The following is a 20,897-nucleotide window of genomic DNA, read 5'->3' on the forward strand; positions in this document are numbered from 1 at the left end:
GAAAACAACACATGAACGACTACATACTACTAATCACTATGGCAGTATCATTTGCAATCACTGTTGCAATCTCGCCCCTGATCATCCCTTTTTTGAGAAGGTTGAAATTCGGCCAGGCGATCAGGGATGAAGGCCCAGAATCCCATCAGAAAAAATCCGGAACTCCCACCATGGGAGGCGTAATGATCATCCTGGCTGTGGTCATCACAACACTCCTCGCATCCTATTGGTTCACACCTGACTCGGGAAATACACAGATGTTCTTAGTACTGTTTGTCCTTATAGGATACGGACTATTAGGTTTTTTGGATGATTATATTAAAGTCGCGTTGAAGAGGAACCTTGGCCTAACATCTAAGCAAAAAATGCTTGGACAAGTCGTCATTGCCCTTGTCGTTTATTTCATTTTAAGAAATTCTGACTTCCCGACGTACATCAGTATTCCTGGGACGTCGTTGGAGTTTGACCTTGGCTGGGGCTATGCGCTCCTCATTCTGTTCATGCTTGTTGGTGCGTCGAATGCCGTTAATTTGACGGATGGATTGGATGGCCTACTTGCTGGTACTGCTGCCATCGCCTTTGGAGCCTTTGCTATTCTAGCCTGGACAGGCCAAATGAATGTGGAAATTACGATCTTTTCTTTAGCCATTGTTGGAGCGCTGCTCGGTTTCCTTGTCTTCAACGCTCATCCGGCTAAAGTTTTCATGGGTGATACCGGCTCACTCGCTCTGGGCGGGGCGATTGCCATTATCGCTATACTGACAAAGCTAGAACTGGTTCTCGTTGTAATCGGTGGGGTATTCGTCCTGGAAACGTTATCTGTTATTATTCAGGTCATTTCTTTTAAAACGACAGGTAAACGGGTGTTCAAGATGAGTCCCCTTCATCACCATTATGAATTGAAAGGCTGGTCCGAATGGCGTGTCGTAACGACTTTTTGGGCTGTAGGACTCATTTTCGCAGTAATCGGCATCTATATTGAGGTGATGTTCGGATGAGAAATTTAATGCATTTTCCATATCAGCACGTATTAGTCCTAGGTCTTGCCAAGAGTGGAACAGCAGCGGCGGAATTGCTGCTCGACAGCGGTGTTCAAGTGAGGATCAATGACCTGAAAGCCGACCAGAAAAATCCATCCGTACAAAAGCTCACGTTAAAAGGGGCGGAGGTCATTACAGGGGGGCACCCATTGTCTGTGCTGGATGATGTAGATTACGTCGTGAAGAATCCAGGCATTCCTTATGAAAACCCTGTGATCTCAGAAGCGGTGAAGCGGAACATTCCAGTGGTTACTGAAGTTGAATTAGCGAGCCTGCTCCATGAAGGACCTCTCGTAGCGGTAACCGGGTCAAACGGGAAGACTACAACGACCACGTTGATTCATGAAATGGTCCGTGCTGATCAACAGAAAGTATCACTTGCTGGAAACATCGGACATGTTTCGTGTGAGGTTGCAAGAAAAACAGATGCTGATGAAACGATGGTTACGGAGCTTTCTTCTTTCCAACTGCTCGGGACGGATGCTTTCCATCCCGAGATTGCTGTTTGGCTTAATCTGTACGAGGCGCACCTGGATTATCATCACACGCTTGAGAACTATCATGAGGCGAAAGCTAAAATCACGGCGAACCAAACGGCTGCTGATACACTGGTCTATAATGCAGATGATCAACAAATAGCTCGCTTTCTACCACGAGTCAAAGCCAAACTTGTCCCTTTTTCCATTAAAGAAAAAGGGAAAGGGGCTTGGGCGGATGATACGTTCATTTATTTCGAAGACGAACCCCTCATGAAGAAAGAAGACATCCTGTTGGTAGGGGAGCAGAACCTGCAGAACATTCTTGCCGCTGTGGCTGCTGTTAAGGTGAATGGCATTCGCAATGAGGCGATCATTCAAGTTCTGACGACTTTTGCAGGGGTGGAACATCGGTTGCAATTTGTAACGAATAAAAACGGACGGCTGTTTTATAATGATTCCAAAGCCACGAACATCCTTGCGACCTCTTATGCCTTGAAGTCATTTGAAAATCCAGTGATTCTTCTTGCGGGGGGACTTGACCGTGGCACAAACTTTGACCCTCTCATCCCTCACATGTCCGGTGTGAAAGCCATGGTCGTATTCGGAGAAACCGCTGATCTCCTTGCTGAAACCGCACATAAAGCCGGGATTGAAGAAGTGATGAAAGTGGAAAAGATGAAGGATGCGGTTGATAAGGCTTATCGTTTATCAGAAGAAGAGGACGTCATACTGCTTTCTCCTGCGTGTGCGAGCTGGGATCAGTATCGTACGTTTGAAGAAAGAGGCAACATGTTTATCCAAGCTGTGCATAAGCTCTAATAAGGGCTTATGGTGACAAGCTTAAGCCCTGGTTTCCACATAGATGGGAGGTAGGGCTTTTTTATGGAAGAAAAAAAGCCGGATTTGTGGTTGGTCGCTGCTATTCTAGGGATTTTAATCATTGGAATCGTCATGGTCTACAGTTCGTCCAGCATCTGGTCAGAGTATAAATTCGATGACCCGTGGTTTTACGCCAAACGGCAGATTCTCTTCGCGACAGCCGGATTGATTGCCATGGTCGTTTTATCAAGAATTCCGTACTATGTATGGCATGCGCATTCAAAGATGATCATGATTATATGCCTTGTTTTTCTTGCCCTTGTATTAGTGCCAGGGGTAGGAATGGTGCGTGGAGGAGCAAGGAGTTGGATTGGGGTAGGGATGTTCAGCATACAGCCATCCGAATTTATGAAACTCGGACTCATTCTATTTTTGGCCAGATTTCTATCCGAACGTCAGAAACGTATGAATTCCTTCCAACAAGGGTTTTTACCTGCCCTTGCTTTAATATTGTTTCCTTTTGCTATCATTATGTTACAGCCTGATTTAGGGACTGGTGTCGTTATGGTCGGGACTTGTCTTGTGATGATGTTCACCGCTGGTGCGAGAATCAGCCATTTTATGTGGATTGCGGGTGCAGGTGCAGCTGGCATGGTGGGACTGATTGCATCCGCGCCTTATCGGATCAAACGAATCACAGCCTTCCTCCACCCATGGGAAGATCCTCTTGGTGCAGGCTTCCAAATTATCCAGTCCTTGTACGCAATCGGACCCGGCGGCCTGATGGGGTTGGGTCTTGGGAACAGTATGCAGAAATTCTTCTATCTGCCGGAACCGCAGACCGATTTCATATTCGCTGTCCTTGCAGAAGAACTTGGTTTCCTTGGAGGACTACTCGTTCTCAGTCTTTTTTTCATTTTGTTATGGCGGGGGATCCGGGCAAGTTTACTTGCCCCTGACTTATTCGGTTCTCTCCTTGCTCTTGGCATCGTTGGGATGATCAGTATCCAGGTGATGATAAATATCAGTGTGGTAACCGGATTGATCCCAGTCACTGGGATCACCCTCCCTCTCGTCAGTTACGGCGGTTCCTCTTTGACCCTTACGCTTGCATCGCTTGGGCTTCTTCTAAGTGTCAGTCGTTTTTCTACCAGATAAAAGGCCGGGATCTTCCCGGTCTTTTTTGTTTTCGCTTCTTTCTTACGTATGGCGGGTGGGGATTTCAGGTAAATTATATGTATAAGTTTAATGGACCTGGAGAATGGGTAAACGATTTTAGCGAAATCACATGAGCCCCCTCGAAATGCGGTTTTTCCTGTAAGAAAATTGATGAGAAACTAGTAAAAGTCTATCAATCTATCCGTCTATATTTGTGGTATAATGGGAAACGTATAGATGCAGAGTACAGCTCGTCATCTTTTAGAGGAACATTATTCTTTCAAACAGCTAGAACGAACAGCGAAAAGGGTGTCTAGCAAGTAAGGAGAAATGCCCGTTATGGAAGAGAGAAAAGTGGTTTCCATAGAAGATCGCATTCCAAAATTGAAACAGACGAGACGCAAAAAAGCGAATCGTCGCTTGATTCTGTATTTGACTATTCTATTTTTGCTGATTGCGACGGTCATCTATCTCCAATCGCCGCTCAGTAATGTTCGTCATATAGTTGTAGAAGGGGAGTACCACGTTTCGGAAGAGGAAATTGTGGAACTTGCCGGAATCACGACATCTACGAATTATTGGAGAGTCGATGAAGAGGAGATGAAGCAACAGATCGAGTCGCATCAAGAAGTCACCTTTGCTTCCATCGACAGGTCCTTCCCGAATAAAGTTCAAATTGAAGTGACGGAAGCGGAACGAATCGGGTACGTCAAGCAGGATGGCGCTTTTCATGCCATCCTTGAAGATGGCTCCCGTCTGGAGGGGCAGACGGCCTTGCCGGGTGGAGACGCCCCGACACTTGTTGGTTTTACGAAGGAAACGTATTTGAAGGAAATTTCCCAAGAGTTGAAAGAGCTTCCGGCAAGTGTAGGAAGCCTTATTTCAGAGATTCATTGGGACCCCAGGGACGGCAATCCGTATCAAATTCTTCTGTACATGAATGACGGGTATCAGGTACAGGCTTCCATCCGAAGCTTCGCCGAAAAGATGCCGGCATACCCTTCCATCGTTGCCCAGCTCGATGAAGGAGCTGAAGGGATTATACATATCGATGTAGGGGCCTATTTTGAGGAATACCCGGAGTCAGAGGCAGAAGGGGAAACAGACGAAGCGGCATCAGAGGAGCCAGGGACTGAAGAGGAAGAGGAGAGTACGGATGAAGAAGCTTAAAGGGAAATCCATCATCCTGTCCCTGGTCCTTCTTGTCTCTGGTTTTCTCGTGAGTTACAGTTATCAATTGACGAAAAGCTCCCCGGAGATGGTTCAACTGAACGATTCCCAGTGGGAGAAAGAATACTTTTATCAGCAACAGCTCCTGGACATGGAGAAAAAGAACAAGAACTTACGCGCCGAGCTGAAAGAAAAACGCCAGAAAGTCCAGGATTTTGAAAATGATATGGCTGATCGTGAACAAATCGTCGCAGACTTCGTGCATAGGAAAAAGAAGCTTCAGATGTTGAATGGAGAAGTTCCAATCAAGGGAGAAGGGGTTCAAGTCGTCCTGCGCGATGCAGAATATATACCGGATGAGGATCAAGTCAATCAGTATATTGTCCATGAAAGTCATGTCCACAGCGTAATTAACGAACTTCTCAGCGCTGGAGCGAAGGCTGTCGCCATCAACGGGCAGCGATTTATGAAAGACAGCTATATCGCTTGTACAGGACCGGTCATTACGGTGGACGGCATCCAACATCCTGCACCATTCGTTATTACGGCAATCGGGGATTCTGAAGTGCTTTATTCGAGCCTTCATTTAACCCGAGGGGTCGTCGATCAGCTTCTTAATGAAAATGTCGACGTGCAAATGACGAAAGAGAGTCATTTGGAAATGAAAGCCAGGCTGTCTGCTGAAGGGTGATCAACATGAAGAAAAGAACACAATGGCTTCTATCCATCGTATTTTTATTGATTGGATTCATGGTGGCGGTCCAGTTCCAAACGACATCCCATGAAACAGTGATCAGAGATTCCAGGGATGTGTGGGAAGTACGCGAGGATCTGAAAAATCAACAGGATCATCAGCAGGATCTTTTAGAGAAAATTGCGGTCGTCGATCAAATGATCGACGATTATGAGCAACAATCTTCCAGGCAACAGGTAGAGACGCTGAAAGAATCGATCGAAGTACTGGAGAAGAAGATCGGGCTCCAGAAAAAAGAGGGGACAGGTCTTCTCCTGATGATTCGTCCGATTTTCAATGAGGACGCTGGAGGTCAGTCATTTCCTGTTGTATCTCCACATCTTCTCAGTAGACTGGTCAATGAATTGAACACCTATGGGGCTGATGATATAAGTATAGGGAGTGAACGGTTTACCAACCTTTCTCCCATCAGAGATGTGAATGGATCGACCTATGTGAATAACCGTCCCATCGGTTCGCTGCCATTGGAGATTAAAGTTCTGACAGATGATCCCGGGAAGCTTGAGGATCATATGAGAGCCAGTTCCACTCAGGACATTTTTAATATCGACAATATGGAAATTACTTTTGAAGAGCAGAAAAGCCTAACGCTTCCAAAGTATGAGGATCCTCTTCATTTAGAAAAATTAGAAGAAGCTGGTGGTTAATTTGTGGTTACCCCTACTATTCCTTATTATCGGTGTGACCCTCGGCATTTTGACGGATATCCGTATCCCCGATGCCTATTCCGATTATTTATCCATTGCTGTACTGGCCGCTTTCGATACGATTCTTGGCGGGGTCCGGGCACAGCTTGAGAAATCTTTTGATGACACGGTCTTCCTGACAGGTTTCTTTTTCAACGTCACGCTCGCTGCATTATTGGCTTTCCTAGGGGTCCAATTAGGTGTGGATCTCTATCTGGCCGCTGTGTTTGCGTTCGGTGTCCGGTTGTTCCGAAACCTTGCGATCATAAGAAGGCTGGTCATTGACCAAAAATTGCTAACGAAATTTCGAAAAAAATAAACGTAAATAAGAGGAAATTAACGAAACCCTGTGGAAAACAAACATAGGAGCGTGTTTTTTTCTCGCTTTTCGAGAAGGGGGCTACCCCGACACAATATATCAATTCATTTACGTTTGTATTTCAAAGATTGTATTTTAAGCGTGAATTCGATATGCTTTGAACTACTTATATGGCTTGCTACAGGAGGTGCGTCACTGGTGAATCAAAATGAAATATTAGTAAGTTTAGATATAGGAACAAGTAGAATTAAGGTGATCATTGGAGAAATCATGAATGATAGCCTCAATATAATTGGCGTAGGTACCGCCAAATCAAATGGTATGAAAAAAGGTGCCATTGTAGATATTGATCAAACGGTACACTCTATTCGATCCGCGGTCGAACAGGCAGAACGTATGGTGGATATGAAAATTGACCGGGTGGTTGTAGGTGTCAATGGTAATCATATTCAACTGCAGCCATGTCATGGAGTGGTAGCTGTCTCAAGCGAAAGCAGAGAAATAGGCAACGAAGATATTACGAGAGTGATCGATGCTGCCCAAGTCGTATCTGTACCCCCTGAAAGAGAAATCATTGATGTGATTCCACGGCAGTTCATCGTTGACGGACAGGATGAAATTACAGATCCACGCGGTATGATCGGCGTTCGTCTTGAAATGGAAGGGATGATCATTACCTGTGCGAAAACCGTTTTACATAATACTCTAAAATGTGTAGAACGAGCAGGATTGGAAGTATTGGATGTTTGCTTACAGCCGTTAGCTTCTGGCACTGTCTCGTTATCCGGTGATGAAACCAATCTAGGCGTTGCTCTTATCGATGTCGGTGGTGGTTCTACAACCATTTCCGTATTTGAAGAAGGACACCTTAAAGGAACCAGCATGATTCCTTTCGGAGGGGACAATCTTACAAAAGACTTATCGATCGGGTTGAGAACGTCTACAGAAGAAGCGGAGCAGATCAAACTCGAACATGGACATGCATTTTTTGATGATGCCAACGAAGAGGAAAGTTTTTCTGTAACGATTATCGGAAGTAATCGTCAACAGGCATTCAATCAATTGCAAATCTCTGATATGATTGAAGCTAGACTAGAAGAAATTTTTGTCTTTGCTGCCCAGGAAATCCAACGCATGGGCGTACGTGAACTTCCCGGTGGGTTTGTACTCACTGGAGGCACGATGAACATGCCGGGCGTCCTTGAGTTAGCGCAGGATGTTTTCCATGCTAATGTAAGACTTGCCATTCCGGATTATATTGGTGTAAGAGAACCACAGTTTACAAGCGGAGTCGGTATCTTGCAATTCGCCTATCGTAATGCGAAAATACAAGGAAAAGAGATTTTCCCATCTGTGACTGAGGATTTTCAGGAAAAACCTCAACCGAAAAAACAAAAACGAGCAACAAAGCAGCAGCCGAAAGAGGAAAAAGAGAAACCAGAGAAGAAAAAAGAATCAGGCTTCAGTAATCTCTTGAAGTATTTCTTTGATTAATGAACAAGTTTGAGTCGGTCAAGGGACGGACGAACCAATAAATCTTGTAATCTCGTGTATTAGGAGGAACGTAGGATGTTAGATTTTGATACAAGCATGGACCAACTGGCAACGATTAAAGTAATCGGAGTAGGTGGCGGTGGTAGTAACGCCGTAAACCGTATGATTGAGCACGGAGTCCAAGGCGTTGAATTCATCGCTGTAAATACGGATGCCCAGGCTCTTAACCTTTCAAAAGCAGAAGTGAAAATGCAGATCGGTGGAAAATTGACTCGTGGACTTGGAGCAGGTGCAAATCCGGAAGTCGGTCGTAAAGCGGCAGAAGAAAGCAAAGAACAGATCGAAGAAGCTCTCCAAGGTGCCGACATGGTCTTTGTTACAGCTGGTATGGGAGGCGGAACCGGTACAGGTGCTGCCCCTGTCATCGCTCAGGTAGCAAAAGAACTTGGAGCATTGACGGTTGGTGTCGTTACACGTCCATTTACGTTTGAAGGCCGTAAGCGTTCTACACAAGCGAGTGGCGGTACAGAAAGCCTTAAAGGCGCGGTTGACACATTGATTGTCATTCCTAACGACCGTTTGCTTGAAATTGTAGATAAAAATACACCAATGCTTGAAGCGTTCCGCGAAGCGGATAACGTCCTTCGTCAAGGTGTACAAGGTATTTCCGATTTGATTGCCGTACCAGGATTGATTAACGTCGACTTTGCCGATGTGAAAACGATCATGGTCGACAAAGGATCCGCCCTAATGGGAATTGGTATTGCTACAGGAGAAAGTCGCGCAGCTGAAGCAGCTAAGAAAGCGATCTCCTCACCATTACTAGAAACGTCCATCGACGGTGCACACGGTGTCCTTATGAACATCAGTGGAGGTGCGAACTTAAGCCTTTATGAAGTTCAAGAAGCGGCTGATATCGTAACTTCTGCAGCAGATCAGGAAGTAAACGTCATTTTCGGTTCTGTGATTAACGAAAACCTGAAAGACGAAATTGTTGTTACTGTCATAGCAACAGGTTTCGATGAAGCGCAAATTGCCCAAGGTCAACAGAAGAAGCGCCCAACTATGAACCCTGTAAACCAGCAAAAGCAGGTAGAACAGCAACAGCCGGAGCGTAACGTACGAGAAGAACAACCTCCTCGTCGTCAAACGCCGCCACAACCACAAAACAAACCGAATCAAGAAGAAGATACTCTTGATATCCCGACGTTCCTGCGTAACCGCAACCGTCGCCGATAATAACTATCCAAAACCGTCACACATTCCCGTGTGGCGGTTTTTTTATTTCCTTTCAACATCAACCACCTAATAAACATTATGGCAGGAATGTTTAAGACTCAGTTTCGAGATGTTTCGGGGCTCGTTATCATGTTGAGATCCAGGGGGGGGGGAAGCTACTCGCTTTCCTGTGGGACAGTGCCGGGCTTCCTCGGGCTACGCCCTGCGGGATCTCGCCGATCTCCTATCTCCCACGGGAGCCTCCCAGCTTCCACCCCATTTCAAGAAGGGGTAAACGAACCCCTTTACCAACGTTGGAAGGTCTTCCACTATCGCGATTGTTGTAGGCATAAAACGCTAGGTATCAAGCTTTTCGTGTTAAAGTACCTCAGCTTGGGAATATGATCCCCTAATCATCTCATCAACTAGAATAGCTGATGATTTATGAAGGGGTGCTAGACCCTGATCTAGCCAAGGGGCGGAGGGGAATGGCGAGACTCCTACTTAAGTGTGCAGGCGCCTCGTTCAGTGGCGTATGGACTGGACTGAGCTGGAGGAGATAAAGGAAAAACGGAGAACGAAGGGATTCGATGTTGACTTATCGTACAGAAGCGAGGGAAGTCTCACTAGCCGCTAGGCGCAGAAACCGGATATCTACGAGGAAAGAGGGCTTGGTGAGTCCCCGCAAGGCGTAAGCCTGAGGAGGCTCACCAAGCTCCCGCGGAGAGCGAGTCATCCCTCGCAGCCCCTAGCTACCACACAAACATTACGAAACAGAGCTTTCAAGAGAAGGGAACGTTTATGGATGAAGTAAGTCTTTCCACCCTTCTACAAAACTTGCTAGCGAGTGAATCAGATTGTGACAGACTTTTCAACGGGACGGGCTTATACTTTTCATTACAGCAGATAAAAAGGAGGGGAGAGAGGATTATTTATCTTGATGCTGTCTGGCTGCTCAACCTTTTGATGGATGGTATGATTTTATCGCTTACGCAGGGGGTCACGAGAGCGAAATCATCGAGGGTACGAATAATGACCGGAGCTTTTATCGCCTCGACGATTGTACCGATCACTATTTACATGCCGGACTTCTTTCTGGTTGGCAGTTTCGGGAAAATCATTTTTTCACTGTTCATCATTTCCGTGACTTTTTCCTATACCTCTCTCCGTGCGTTTTTCGTCCAGTGGATCAGTTTTTATTTTATTACTTTTGCCATCGGTGGAAGCATGATGGGAGTCCACTACTTCCTGGCAACTGAAGTCAGTATCCAGGGAGGTTCTGTCGTCACGTTCAGTGGGGGGTATGGTGATCCGGTCAGTTGGCTGTTCGTCGTCATCGGCTTTCCTTGTTCCTTTGTTTTTACGAAATGGCGTTTGAACCAGGTCAGTGTTCATCGAATGAAGCTTGAAGATATTTACGATGTTACGGTGGAGTGGAATGGGAAGTCCGTACAATGTAAAGGTTTGGTGGATAGTGGCAACCAGCTTGTGGATCCCATCAGCCGGAAGATGGTTTTTCTTGCCGACTCCTTTTTGTGGGAACAGTTCTTTTCCAAGGACCAACTTCTGCAGCTGGAAGTGGATCATGTCGTGTCAGCGTTGCATGAATTGCCCGATGATATTCAATCAGCCGTCCGCCTCGTCCCTTATCAAGCGGCAGGTGTCTCAGGCAAATTGCTGGTGACGCTGATGGTAGATAAGATAATCGTGCATACAGAGGCGGGAAATTTGGAAATGAAAGCCCCATTGCTTGGGGTCCAGCAGAAAGATTTAACACACGACCGGCTTTATCAGATGCTCATCCATCCACATCTAATGGTCAAAGGGAAATCCGCGTGAATCAGGAGGGGGATTATATGTTTAAATGGTTCTTTAAGGCACGACTATGGTATTATCGATTACTTATGAAGCTCGGAATTAAACAAGATGAAATTTATTATATTGGTGGAAGTGAAGCTCTTCCTCCACCGTTATCAAGAGAAGAAGAGAGAGAACTGCTGGAACTGCTTCCAAAAGGGGATAAAGCTGCGCGCGCGATGCTCATCGAGCGTAATTTGCGTCTCGTCGTTTATATCGCCAGGAAGTTCGAAAACACGGGGTTGAACATAGAGGATTTAATCAGTATCGGGACGATCGGATTGATCAAAGCGGTCAACACGTTCGATCCTGAAAAGAAAATAAAACTGGCAACCTATGCGTCGCGGTGTATAGAAAATGAAATTCTCATGCACCTCAGAAAAAGCAACAAGCTGAAAACTGAAGTGTCCTTTGACGAGCCATTGAATGTCGATTGGGATGGGAATGAGCTTCTCTTATCAGATATTTTAGGGACAGATGAAGATCTGATTACGAAAGGCATCGAAAAGAAAATTGATAAGAAACTTCTCAAATCAGCACTCGAGCAGCTGAATGACAGGGAAAAACAAATCATGGAACTCAGGTTCGGTTTGATTGGAAAAAAAGAAAAAACACAAAAAGATGTGGCGGACATGATGGGCATCTCACAGTCTTACATATCAAGGCTTGAGAAGAAGATCATCCGCCGGTTACAGCGTGAGTTCGACAAGATGGTGTAAATGATTGCGACCCTCTGATGCATAATTTTCCCACCCAGGGAGATACTGAGAACTGATTACAGCTTCCTGGGAGGGTCTTACATTGACACGACATAAAGTAGAGATATGCGGCGTAGATACATCAAAACTTCCGGTACTGAAAAATGCAGAAATGCGAGACCTGTTTGAACGCTTGCAAAGTGGAGAGATTGAGGCCAGGGAACAGCTGGTGAATGGAAACCTCCGTTTAGTCTTATCCGTCATCCAGCGTTTTAACAATCGTGGAGAGTATGGCGATGATTTGTTCCAAGTCGGTTGCATCGGCCTTATGAAGTCCATCGATAATTTTGATTTAAGTCACAATGTTAAATTTTCTACTTACGCTGTACCTATGATCATTGGAGAAATTCGCAGGTATCTGAGAGATAACAACCCGATCCGAGTTTCAAGATCGTTAAGAGACACGGCATACAAGGCTTTGCAGATGCGGGAGAAAATGATTGGTGAAACGAGTAAAGATCCAGCTCCTCATGAAATTGCAGAAAGAATGGGAGTCCCTCATGAAGATGTGGTTTTCGCGATGGATGCCATCCAGGATCCCGTTTCCCTTTTTGAACCGATATACAATGATGGGGGCGACCCAATTTTCGTCGTTGATCAACTCAAAGATGACCGTGAGAAAGATTCCGTCTGGTTGGATGAATTATCCCTTAGAGAAGGGATGAAAAAATTGAACGACAGGGAAAAGATGATTCTCACCAAACGCTTCTTCCAAGGAAAAACCCAAATGGAAGTAGCTGAGGAAATCGGGATTTCTCAAGCACAGGTATCACGTTTGGAAAAAGCGGCCATTAAAGAAATGAACTCTTCCATGTTCCAATGATCGAAGAAGCTTCTCCCTCTAAAGGGAAGAAGCTTTTTTATGTGCTTGATTTGTCAGGATAGGATCGAAGCTCAGCAGTCCAGTCCTTCCATCAGTGATTCGCGCTATCTGCAGGTTACACCCCTTGAAATAAGACAGTCCCAGTCATCCCTTTCTCTGTTTTCTATTTTATTGCTTCTATGCATATAGTGGGAATAAGGAGTGTGAGGAGAAATGAAAATCACAGAGCTGCAAATGAAGGATGTTATTGCAATGGAAACTGGAGAGCGGCTGGGTTATATCAGTGACCTTGATATTGATACACAAAGGGGTCGCCTTAAGGGGCTGGTGCTTACACTGAAGGGGAAAGCGATGGGGCTTTTCGGCAAAGAAGAAGAACTCACCATCCCATGGGATCAAATCGTCAACATCGGTGCAGATGTTATCCTAGTGAAAAAAAATGCATACAAAAGTATTTCCAGTGTGCAAAAGACAGAATCAGACGAATAAGAGAAGAAATTGGATGAATAATGTGTTAAAATGGAATGAAATTGAGGTGGTATTCAAATGGAACCTTTCCAATCGCATTCCATAAGACAGTTGAAGTGTTTTCACTCCTACGCGAATGTGACAGCAGGACTGACGACACGCAAGGGCGGACACAGTGCAGCCCCTTTCGATTCACTCAACATGGGGCTCCATGTTTCCGATGAAAAGGAGACAGTACTTGCTAATAGAGAGTCTCTCGCAGAGGAAATCGGTCTCCCACTATCAGAATGGGTGATTGGGGAACAGGTGCACGGCACCAGGGTCGCTGTTGTAGATAAGAGTCATGCGGGAAATGGCGCAAATTCCTTACAATCAGCCGTCCGTGGAGTAGATGGATTAATAACGAATGAACAAAATCTGGTTCTCGGAGCTTTTTATGCGGATTGTGTGCCATTATATTTCCTCGATCCTGTATCAGAATGGGTGGGCATTGCTCATGCCGGATGGAAGGGTACCGTAAAAGGGATGGCCCGTGAGATGATACAAGCTCTTCAAACACAAGGATGTCAGCTTGAAAACATACAAGCTGTGATCGGCCCATCCATCAGTAAAAAACATTACGAAGTCGATGACTATGTGATCAGCCATATCCCTGAAGCTTATAAAAATGAATGTATGACCCATAAAGGAAAAGGGAAATATCAGTTGGATCTGAAAGCTCTTCACCGGAAACTGATGGTGGAGGAAGGTTTGAAGACAGGGAACATTACAATGACAGATTATTGTACATACGAGGAAGAAGAGAAGTTTTATTCCCACCGGCGCGATCAGGGAAGTACGGGGCGTATGCTCGGTTTCATCACGCTTCGAACTTGATGAGCGGGAAGGAGTTCTACCATGTCTGTAGAAGACAACTTAGCCAAAATAGAGAAAAATATACACCATGCATGTAAAAACAGCGGAAGGGATGCAAATGAAATCACCCTGATTGCTGTAACGAAATACGTATCTGTTAAACGTGCCAAAGAGGCGCTGGAAGCCGGCATTCGGCATCTTGGTGAAAACCGTAAAGAAGGACTTCTGGAGAAGTATGAAGAAATCGGAGAAGAAGCGGCGTGGCATTTCATCGGTACCCTGCAGTCCAGAAAAGTGAAGGAAGTCATTGGACAAGTGTCGATGATCCATTCTCTTGACCGGAAGTCTTTAGCAAAAGAAATTAATAAACGCGCAGACCGCCCGGTTCCGTGTTTTATTCAAGTCAATATAAGTGAAGAAGAAAGTAAGCATGGCCTAAAAGCATCTGAAGTGGAATCATTCGTTAACGGGTTAAACTCATTCGAAAATGTTAAAGTGGTCGGCCTGATGACGATGGCTCCCCATACAGAAGATGAAGAAAAGCTGCGCGGTGTTTTTCGGCAGTTAAGAGCACTGAGGGATCGGATCAGGGACAAAGGGTATCCACATGCACCGTGTGAATACTTATCGATGGGAATGAGCAATGATTATGCTCTGGCGATTGAAGAAGGAGCCACCCATATCCGTTTAGGCTCGAGCCTTGTAGGTGAATAAATAATAATCAGAGGTGATGAAAATGAGCATGAAAAATAAATTCCGTTCGTTTTTCACGTTGGATGATGAATATGAGTACATTGAAGAAGAAATGGACGACGAGTATGAGGAGGAGCCTTCCCAGCGACAACGTTCCTCTAAAAAACAAGAGCCTGGGAATGTCGTTAGTTTAAAGAGTGCGAAAAGTTCATCCAAAATGGTGTTGAGTGAGCCGAGCAGTTATAATGAAGCACAGGATATCGCTGATCAGCTCGTTAATCGCCGAGCGGTTGTTATCAATCTTCAGCGCGTTGACCATCATCAGGCGAAAAGGATTGTAGATTTTTTAAGTGGAACCGTTTATGCTATAGGTGGAGATATTCAAAAGCTTGGGACTCAAACATTTCTCTGCACCCCTGATAACGTTGAAATCTCAGGTTCTATTTCAGAAATGATTGCTCAAGAAGACGACGATATGAACAGAAGGTGGTAAGACATGGCGTTTTTGTTTCAGATCTTAATGACAGCACTACAAATTTACAGTTGGATTCTCATTATCTACATTCTGATGTCCTGGTTCCCAGGAGCCCGGGAATCCAGTTTCGGAGAAATCCTTTCCCGATTGGCTGAACCATTCCTGGAGCCTTTCCGTAAAATCATTCCGCCGCTTGGTATGATTGATATTTCGCCGATTGTGGCTATTTTAGTTCTTAACTTTGCTCGTGCCGGGTTAAGAGAGTTGTATTTTATGATAATGGGATTATAAGCGGAGGAACAGAGCAGAGAACCTATTCGTTCTCCCATCTGTTCCTTTTAGTAGTTATGGAGGTATATAGGTGGAGATCTATCAGCATTTTCGTAAGGAAGAAAAACCATTCATCGATCAAGTCCTTTCCTTTCGTGAAGACGTTGCTCTCAAATATCAAAGGAAGCTGATGGATTTCCTCGATCCGAGAGAGCAATCGATCTTGAAAGCAATTATGGGAAATGATGCAGATCTTATCTATGGCATGGAAGGCGGTGCAGACGGTAGCGAACGGAAGCGGGCTATCATAGCTCCCGACTATGAAGGGATCGATAAGGAAGACTTTCAGCTGACTTTATTAGAAGCGTCCTATCCTCAAAAGTTTGTTACACTTGAGCATCGGGATGTGCTGGGTGCTTTTATGTCACTTGGAATCCGGCGGGAGAAGATGGGGGATCTTGTCGTCCAGGAAGGTATTATACAAATCACTGTGGCTTCTGAAATCAGCGATTATATTAAAATGAATCTTACTGGTATTAAACGCTCGAGTGTACAATTCGAGGAAAAGCCTCTAGCGTCCCGGATCAAAAGCAACGAGAAGTGGACTGAAAAACAGTCGACCGTTTCTTCACTGAGACTGGATGTCATGGTGAAAGAGATCTATGGGATGTCCAGGAAAAAAGCATCCATGTTTATTGAAGCGGGTCAGGTGAAAGTCAATTATCGTATAGTCGAAGACTCTTCTTTTTCGTTGGAAGAAGGCGATCTTATTTCACTGAGAGGTAAAGGGAGAAGCCGTCTTGACGAAATTCTCGGGGAAACGAAAAAGGACAAGTATAAAGTGATGACAGCAAAATTAAATTAATCTATCAGTAAAGAAGGTTTACGTAATTTCCTGTCGAATAAATAAATCATATAGACGTTTATGGGAGGTGGATGGTGTGCCTTTAACACCACTTGATATTCATAATAAAGAATTTACGCGCGGTTTCAGAGGTTACGATGAAGATGAAGTCAATGAATTCCTTGACCAGGTCATCAAAGATTATGAAATCGTCATACGTCAGAAGAAAGAGCTTGAACGCGAAGTCAGTCAGCTGAACGAACGTCTTGGCCATTTCAACGATATTGAAACAACTCTCAATAAATCCATTCTGGTAGCGCAGGAAACGGCAGAAGACGTAAAGAGCAGTGCAAACAAAGAGTCGAAGTTAATCATTAAAGAAGCGGAGAAAAACGCAGATCGAATTATTAATGAAGCTCTGGAAAAATCACGCCGTATTAATATCGAGGTCGAAGATATGAAAAAGCAGGCGAAAGTATTTAAGACGAGGCTCCGGATGCTTGTAGAAGCACAAATCGATATGATCGATAATAATGATTGGGACCATTTGTTTGATACGGAGCTTGATGATGAAAAAGAGGTTGAGCGCAAGATGGAAGAAGAATACAGCTCCCATCCATAATATCTACCCGTACATACGGAAATCATTCTCTCATACAAACCAAGGTGCCGTTCTTAAAGAACGGCACCTTTTTTCTACTTTTCTTAATCAATCGAAACGTAGATTTCGAAATGGCTGCGGGCAATTGAAATAAAAGTAGATAACGACCTGACTGTCCTATAGCCATCTTTTTTATTGTCAGAGTTCTACCAGGAAATTAAAAGATACACTCTTTCATCTGCACGTTGATGGAAAATCTCTTCCCTTTTTTTAAGATGGTTCGAGAGGATTGTATTGAAAGATGCAGTAGGGACTTCCACAGAAACGAGTCATCCCCACTGCATCCTATGCTTGTGAAGCTTAGTTTCGATTTGATGCGGGTAGTAGAAGATGTTCTTTGCAGAGGGGTTTTTGTGGTACAATATGCTAGGAATAAGAAACTTGGAGGAAGCTTATGTTTTTGTATTATATTATTGCTGTTGGTCTCATCATTCTTGACCAATGGACGAAGTGGCTTGTCGTCACTAAAATGGATATCGGTCAGAGTATACCGGTCATCGATAACTTTTTTTATTTGACCTCCCACAGGAATCAGGGGGCTGCCTGGGGAATCCTGCAGGGCCAGATGTGGTTCTTTTACATCATAACGGTGGTCGTCATTGGATTTGTCATTTATTATTTACATCAGTTCGGGAAAGAAAGTCGCTTTGTTGGAATTGCACTTGCCTTCATTCTTGCTGGTGCGATCGGCAATTTTATTGACCGCATCTTCCGGAAAGAAGTCGTCGACTTTGCGAATACTTACATCTTCACTTACAACTTTCCGATATTCAACGTGGCGGACTCTGCGCTTGTTGTCGGAGTGATTTTGGTTATGATCGCGACCTTCGTAGATGAACGTAGAAAGAAAGGAAGTTTGAAATCTTGAGTGAACAATATAAAGTAACAGAACAAGATCAATCCAAACGTATTGATAAATTATTAACAGAAGTCATCGAGGATGCTTCCAGGTCTCAAATTCAAGGCTGGCTCAAGGACGATGTCGTCCTTGTAGACGGTAAAGACGTAAAAAGCAATTATAAAGTACAGGAAGGGGAGGTTATCACCTGGGAGGTCCCTGAACCGGAACCCATGGATATTCTGCCTGAAAATATACCGATCGACATTGTGTATGAAGATGAAGATGTCATTGTTGTGAATAAACCGTCGGGGATGGTCATCCACCCGTCAGCTGGGCATTCTTCTGGTACACTCGTCAATGCCCTCCTGTATCATGTGAAGGATTTGTCAGGAATTAATGGAGTAGAGAGACCGGGAATTGTCCATCGAATTGATAAAGACACGAGTGGACTTCTTATGGTGGCTAAGAACGATCGTGCCCATCAATCGCTAGCAGAGCAGTTGTCCAAAAAAACGGTAGAACGTAAATATGAAGCGATCGTCCACGGAGAGATTCCGCATGAATATGGAACGATTGATGCGCCGATCGGTCGTGATACGAAAGACCGTCAAAAAATGGCGGTCGTCGATGGTGGCAGAGATGCGGTCACTCACTTCCGCGTCCTGCGTCATTTTACCGACTTTACACTGGTGGAGTGTAAACTGGAAACGGGGAGGACTCACCAGATCCGCGTTCATATGCGTTACATCGATCATCCGCTTGCCGGTGACCCGAAGTATGGTCCTCGTAAAACACTGGACCTTGACGGCCAAGCGCTGCATGCTAAATCCCTAGGTTTCGAACATCCACGTACCGGTGAATGGAAGAAGTTCGAAGTTGAACCTCCTGAGGATTTCAATGAGACGCTGAAGTACTTGGAGACTAAAGAGGTTTGATTTCCTGTTGACAAACGTGATGGGGAGTGTCATACTTCCATATAGAATATAAAGACCTTTAATAACAGTCCCGTGAGGCTGGAAAGGTGACGGTTATACACAGGATACGTGTATCGAGACCCCTTTTCTGCCTCCATGCGGATAAGGGGTTTTTTGTAAGCATTGGAACGAGGAGGACGCTTTCATGAATGCCAAAGCTACTGTACTGGATGATGCCGCTATCCGCCGGGCGTTAACCCGAATCTCTCATGAAATCATTGAAAAGAACAAAGGGATTGAAGACCTGGTTCTTGTCGGGATTAAAACCCGTGGAGTACCGATTGCTCAACGGATCAAGGAAAAAATCCAGGAAATCGAGGGTGCGGATTGCCTGATGGAGAATTGGATATCACCCTTTATCGTGACGACTTAACTCCTCAAGGGAACGCGGCTGAACCGCAATTGAAAGAAACGAATATAAAGGCTGATATTGATGGGAAAAAGGTCATTCTTGTCGATGATGTCCTGTATACTGGACGAACAGTGCGTGCCGCAATGGATGCGCTGATTGACCACGGAAGACCGCAGGAAATTCAGTTGGCGGTTTTAGTTGACCGGGGGCACCGTGAACTTCCGATCCGGGCGGATTATGTCGGAAAGAATGTTCCGACTTCCCAGGAAGAAATCATTACCGTCACTTTATCCGAAACGGACGAAGCAGATGAAGTGAAAATTTATGAAAAATGAATGAAGGAAAACCTTTAAAGGAAGTCCTGAGAGGCTTAAAAGGTTCGTAAGGATACGTGTAAGTGTACACGTCTACCTCTTTGCGTGCTTTTTGAGCGCAAAGAGGTTTTTTTATGGGAAATTATCCTTTCATACTTTGGAAATCGAGGAGGAATACACAATGAAGCAACATCAGGCAGCACTTGACATCAACGAAGTACCACCCATGAATAAATGGCTCGTTTTAAGTCTTCAACATCTATTCGCCATGTTCGGAGCAACGATCCTCGTTCCGTTCCTAACCGGCCTGCCTCCATCTGTCGCCCTGGTTTCAAGCGGGTTTGGGACCCTCGCATATCTCCTGATTACACGGGGGAAGGTACCTGCTTATCTTGGTTCCAGTTTTGCCTTTATAGCGCCGATTATTGAAGTGTCCAAATCAAGTGGAGTGGCTGGCGCAATGGTCGGCAGCTTTCTCGCAGGTCTTGTGTACGGACTTGTAGCCCTCCTAATTTCCATATTTGGGATCAAATGGCTTATGAACCTTCTCCCTCCGATTGTTGTTGGACCGGTGATCATAGTCATCGGCCTTGGACTTGCGTCAACGGCTGTTGAAATGGCCATGTATGTACCCGGCCAGGAAGAAAATATCTACAGCGGGACACATTTTATGGTTGCCCTTGTAACGCTCGCCATCACGATCATTGCTTCCATCTATTTCAAAGGATTCTTTTCGCTGCTTCCCATCCTGTTTGGGATCGTTGGCGGATACCTTTTCGGACTGAGCCAAGGGATCGTGGATACGAGCGGGATTCAGGAAGAGTGGACGGCAATCACATCGGCGGGTTCCTTTACCGGAGTTCTATCCGCTCTCATTCAAGTTCCGGACTTTGTCGTACCATTTGTGGACTTTTCCCCGCTGAAAGTCATCAGCTGGGAAATCGCCTTTTTGATGGTCCCATTCGCACTAGTTACCATTACCGAACACACCGGAGATCAGATGGTGTTATCAAAAGTTGTAGGGAGAAACTTTTTGAAAAATCCCGGGCTAGATAAGTCCATACTTGGTGATGGGGTAGCAACTTTCATTGCCTCCTGTCTAGGCGGGCCTCCGAATACGACTTACGGGGAAAACATCGGAGTTCTGGCCATCACCCGGGTTTACAGTGTATTTGTCATCGGAGGAGCCGCTGTGATCGCCATCTGTTTCGGCTTCATTGGAATGGTAACGGCTGTCATCGGATCGATTCCGAGTGCTGTCATGGGTGGAGTATCCATTCTACTTTTCGGTATCATCGCCTCAAGCGGACTACGTATGCTGATCGATAATCAAATCGATTTCGGTGAGAAAAGAAACCTTATCATCGCGTCGGTCATTCTTGTGATCGGGGTGGGTGGCGCATTCGTTCAACTCACAGAAGAAGTACAAATCGCAGGAATGGCACTGGCCGCCATCATCGGGATTGCTCTCAATCTCATTCTCCCAGGAAAGGAAGTCGGGCAGGGCAATGGTCAGATGTTTGAAGCACCTGATTCAGATCAAATGGAAGACAAGCATCACGTAGCATAACCACT

The 20,897-nt window shown here is 45.1% G+C and carries 22 protein-coding genes and 1 pseudogene; all 23 read left to right on the forward strand.

Annotated features, from left to right (window positions below; all coding sequences use genetic code 11):
- Positions 1–11 precede the first annotated feature (11 nt).
- The 23 genes and pseudogenes from mraY (at position 12) to ACXADE_RS08865 (ending at position 20,892) form a co-directional block, all read left to right on the forward strand.
- On the forward strand, positions 12–998 hold the full coding sequence (gene mraY / locus ACXADE_RS08755) for a phospho-N-acetylmuramoyl-pentapeptide-transferase (RefSeq protein ID WP_474980097.1): 987 nt from the start codon (positions 12–14) through the stop codon (positions 996–998).
- Entirely contained in the window at positions 995–2,338 is a 1,344-nt protein-coding gene (gene murD / locus ACXADE_RS08760; RefSeq protein WP_474980098.1) for a UDP-N-acetylmuramoyl-L-alanine--D-glutamate ligase, read from the forward strand. The genes mraY and murD overlap by 4 nt, the downstream gene beginning before the upstream one ends.
- 63 nt (positions 2,339–2,401) lie before the next feature.
- Positions 2,402–3,496, forward strand: a complete 1,095-nt coding sequence (gene spoVE, locus ACXADE_RS08765; protein ID WP_474980099.1) for a stage V sporulation protein E — start codon at positions 2,402–2,404, stop codon at positions 3,494–3,496.
- Between the two features lie 339 nt (positions 3,497–3,835).
- Entirely contained in the window at positions 3,836–4,666 is an 831-nt protein-coding gene (locus tag ACXADE_RS08770; RefSeq protein ID WP_474980100.1) for a cell division protein FtsQ/DivIB, read from the forward strand.
- A complete protein-coding gene (locus ACXADE_RS08775; RefSeq protein ID WP_474980101.1) occupies positions 4,653–5,357 on the forward strand; it encodes a DUF881 domain-containing protein in 705 nt (234 codons plus the stop codon). The genes ACXADE_RS08770 and ACXADE_RS08775 overlap by 14 nt, the downstream gene beginning before the upstream one ends.
- A 5-nt stretch (positions 5,358–5,362) precedes the next feature.
- Positions 5,363–6,067 carry a DUF881 domain-containing protein gene (locus ACXADE_RS08780; RefSeq protein WP_474980102.1) on the forward strand — a complete coding sequence of 235 codons (705 nt, stop codon included), beginning with the start codon at positions 5,363–5,365 and terminating at the stop codon, positions 6,065–6,067.
- Between the two features lies 1 nt (position 6,068).
- The gene (locus ACXADE_RS08785; RefSeq protein WP_474980103.1) at positions 6,069–6,425 is read left to right on the forward strand and encodes a small basic family protein; all 357 of its coding nucleotides are present in this window, start codon (positions 6,069–6,071) and stop codon (positions 6,423–6,425) included.
- 198 nt (positions 6,426–6,623) lie between these two features.
- The gene (ftsA, locus tag ACXADE_RS08790) at positions 6,624–7,919 is read left to right on the forward strand and encodes a cell division protein FtsA (RefSeq protein WP_474980104.1); all 1,296 of its coding nucleotides are present in this window, start codon (positions 6,624–6,626) and stop codon (positions 7,917–7,919) included.
- A gap of 75 nt (positions 7,920–7,994) precedes the next feature.
- On the forward strand, positions 7,995–9,158 hold the full coding sequence (gene ftsZ / locus ACXADE_RS08795) for a cell division protein FtsZ (RefSeq protein ID WP_474980105.1): 1,164 nt from the start codon (positions 7,995–7,997) through the stop codon (positions 9,156–9,158).
- 780 nt (positions 9,159–9,938) lie between these two features.
- Complete coding sequence (gene spoIIGA / locus ACXADE_RS08800; protein WP_474980106.1) at positions 9,939–10,976, forward strand: sigma-E processing peptidase SpoIIGA; 1,038 nt, start codon at positions 9,939–9,941, stop codon at positions 10,974–10,976.
- 17 nt (positions 10,977–10,993) lie between these two features.
- Positions 10,994–11,713, forward strand: a complete 720-nt coding sequence (sigE, locus tag ACXADE_RS08805; RefSeq protein ID WP_089652821.1) for an RNA polymerase sporulation sigma factor SigE — start codon at positions 10,994–10,996, stop codon at positions 11,711–11,713.
- Positions 11,714–11,795: 82 nt separating this feature from the next.
- Positions 11,796–12,575, forward strand: coding sequence for an RNA polymerase sporulation sigma factor SigG (gene sigG / locus ACXADE_RS08810; RefSeq protein WP_474980107.1), 780 nt, complete (start codon positions 11,796–11,798; stop codon positions 12,573–12,575).
- A 213-nt stretch (positions 12,576–12,788) separates the two neighbouring features.
- Positions 12,789–13,064 carry a YlmC/YmxH family sporulation protein gene (locus ACXADE_RS08815; RefSeq protein ID WP_474980108.1) on the forward strand — a complete coding sequence of 92 codons (276 nt, stop codon included), beginning with the start codon at positions 12,789–12,791 and terminating at the stop codon, positions 13,062–13,064.
- Between the two features lie 57 nt (positions 13,065–13,121).
- Positions 13,122–13,919 carry a peptidoglycan editing factor PgeF gene (pgeF, locus tag ACXADE_RS08820; protein ID WP_474980109.1) on the forward strand — a complete coding sequence of 266 codons (798 nt, stop codon included), beginning with the start codon at positions 13,122–13,124 and terminating at the stop codon, positions 13,917–13,919.
- 21 nt (positions 13,920–13,940) lie between these two features.
- The gene (locus ACXADE_RS08825; RefSeq protein WP_474980110.1) at positions 13,941–14,612 is read left to right on the forward strand and encodes a YggS family pyridoxal phosphate-dependent enzyme; all 672 of its coding nucleotides are present in this window, start codon (positions 13,941–13,943) and stop codon (positions 14,610–14,612) included.
- Positions 14,613–14,634: 22 nt separating this feature from the next.
- Positions 14,635–15,084: a cell division protein SepF gene (locus ACXADE_RS08830; RefSeq protein WP_474980111.1), complete on the forward strand. Its 450-nt coding sequence runs from the start codon at positions 14,635–14,637 to the stop codon at positions 15,082–15,084.
- Between the two features lie 3 nt (positions 15,085–15,087).
- Complete coding sequence (locus tag ACXADE_RS08835; RefSeq protein ID WP_474980112.1) at positions 15,088–15,357, forward strand: YggT family protein; 270 nt, start codon at positions 15,088–15,090, stop codon at positions 15,355–15,357.
- 70 nt (positions 15,358–15,427) lie between these two features.
- Complete coding sequence (locus tag ACXADE_RS08840; RefSeq protein WP_474980113.1) at positions 15,428–16,201, forward strand: YlmH family RNA-binding protein; 774 nt, start codon at positions 15,428–15,430, stop codon at positions 16,199–16,201.
- A 76-nt stretch (positions 16,202–16,277) separates the two neighbouring features.
- Positions 16,278–16,802 carry a DivIVA domain-containing protein gene (locus tag ACXADE_RS08845; RefSeq protein ID WP_474980114.1) on the forward strand — a complete coding sequence of 175 codons (525 nt, stop codon included), beginning with the start codon at positions 16,278–16,280 and terminating at the stop codon, positions 16,800–16,802.
- A gap of 433 nt (positions 16,803–17,235) precedes the next feature.
- Positions 17,236–17,709, forward strand: a complete 474-nt coding sequence (lspA, locus tag ACXADE_RS08850) for a signal peptidase II (protein WP_474980115.1) — start codon at positions 17,236–17,238, stop codon at positions 17,707–17,709.
- Positions 17,706–18,617 carry an RluA family pseudouridine synthase gene (locus tag ACXADE_RS08855; RefSeq protein ID WP_474980116.1) on the forward strand — a complete coding sequence of 304 codons (912 nt, stop codon included), beginning with the start codon at positions 17,706–17,708 and terminating at the stop codon, positions 18,615–18,617. Before lspA ends, ACXADE_RS08855 begins: the two co-directional genes overlap by 4 nt.
- A gap of 184 nt (positions 18,618–18,801) precedes the next feature.
- Positions 18,802–19,343, forward strand: a pseudogene (pyrR, locus tag ACXADE_RS08860) (bifunctional pyr operon transcriptional regulator/uracil phosphoribosyltransferase PyrR).
- Between the two features lie 160 nt (positions 19,344–19,503).
- A complete protein-coding gene (locus tag ACXADE_RS08865) occupies positions 19,504–20,892 on the forward strand; it encodes a solute carrier family 23 protein (protein ID WP_474980117.1) in 1,389 nt (462 codons plus the stop codon).
- Positions 20,893–20,897: the final 5 nt, after the last annotated feature.

The organism is Halobacillus sp. ABR2_026, assembly GCF_056158545.1.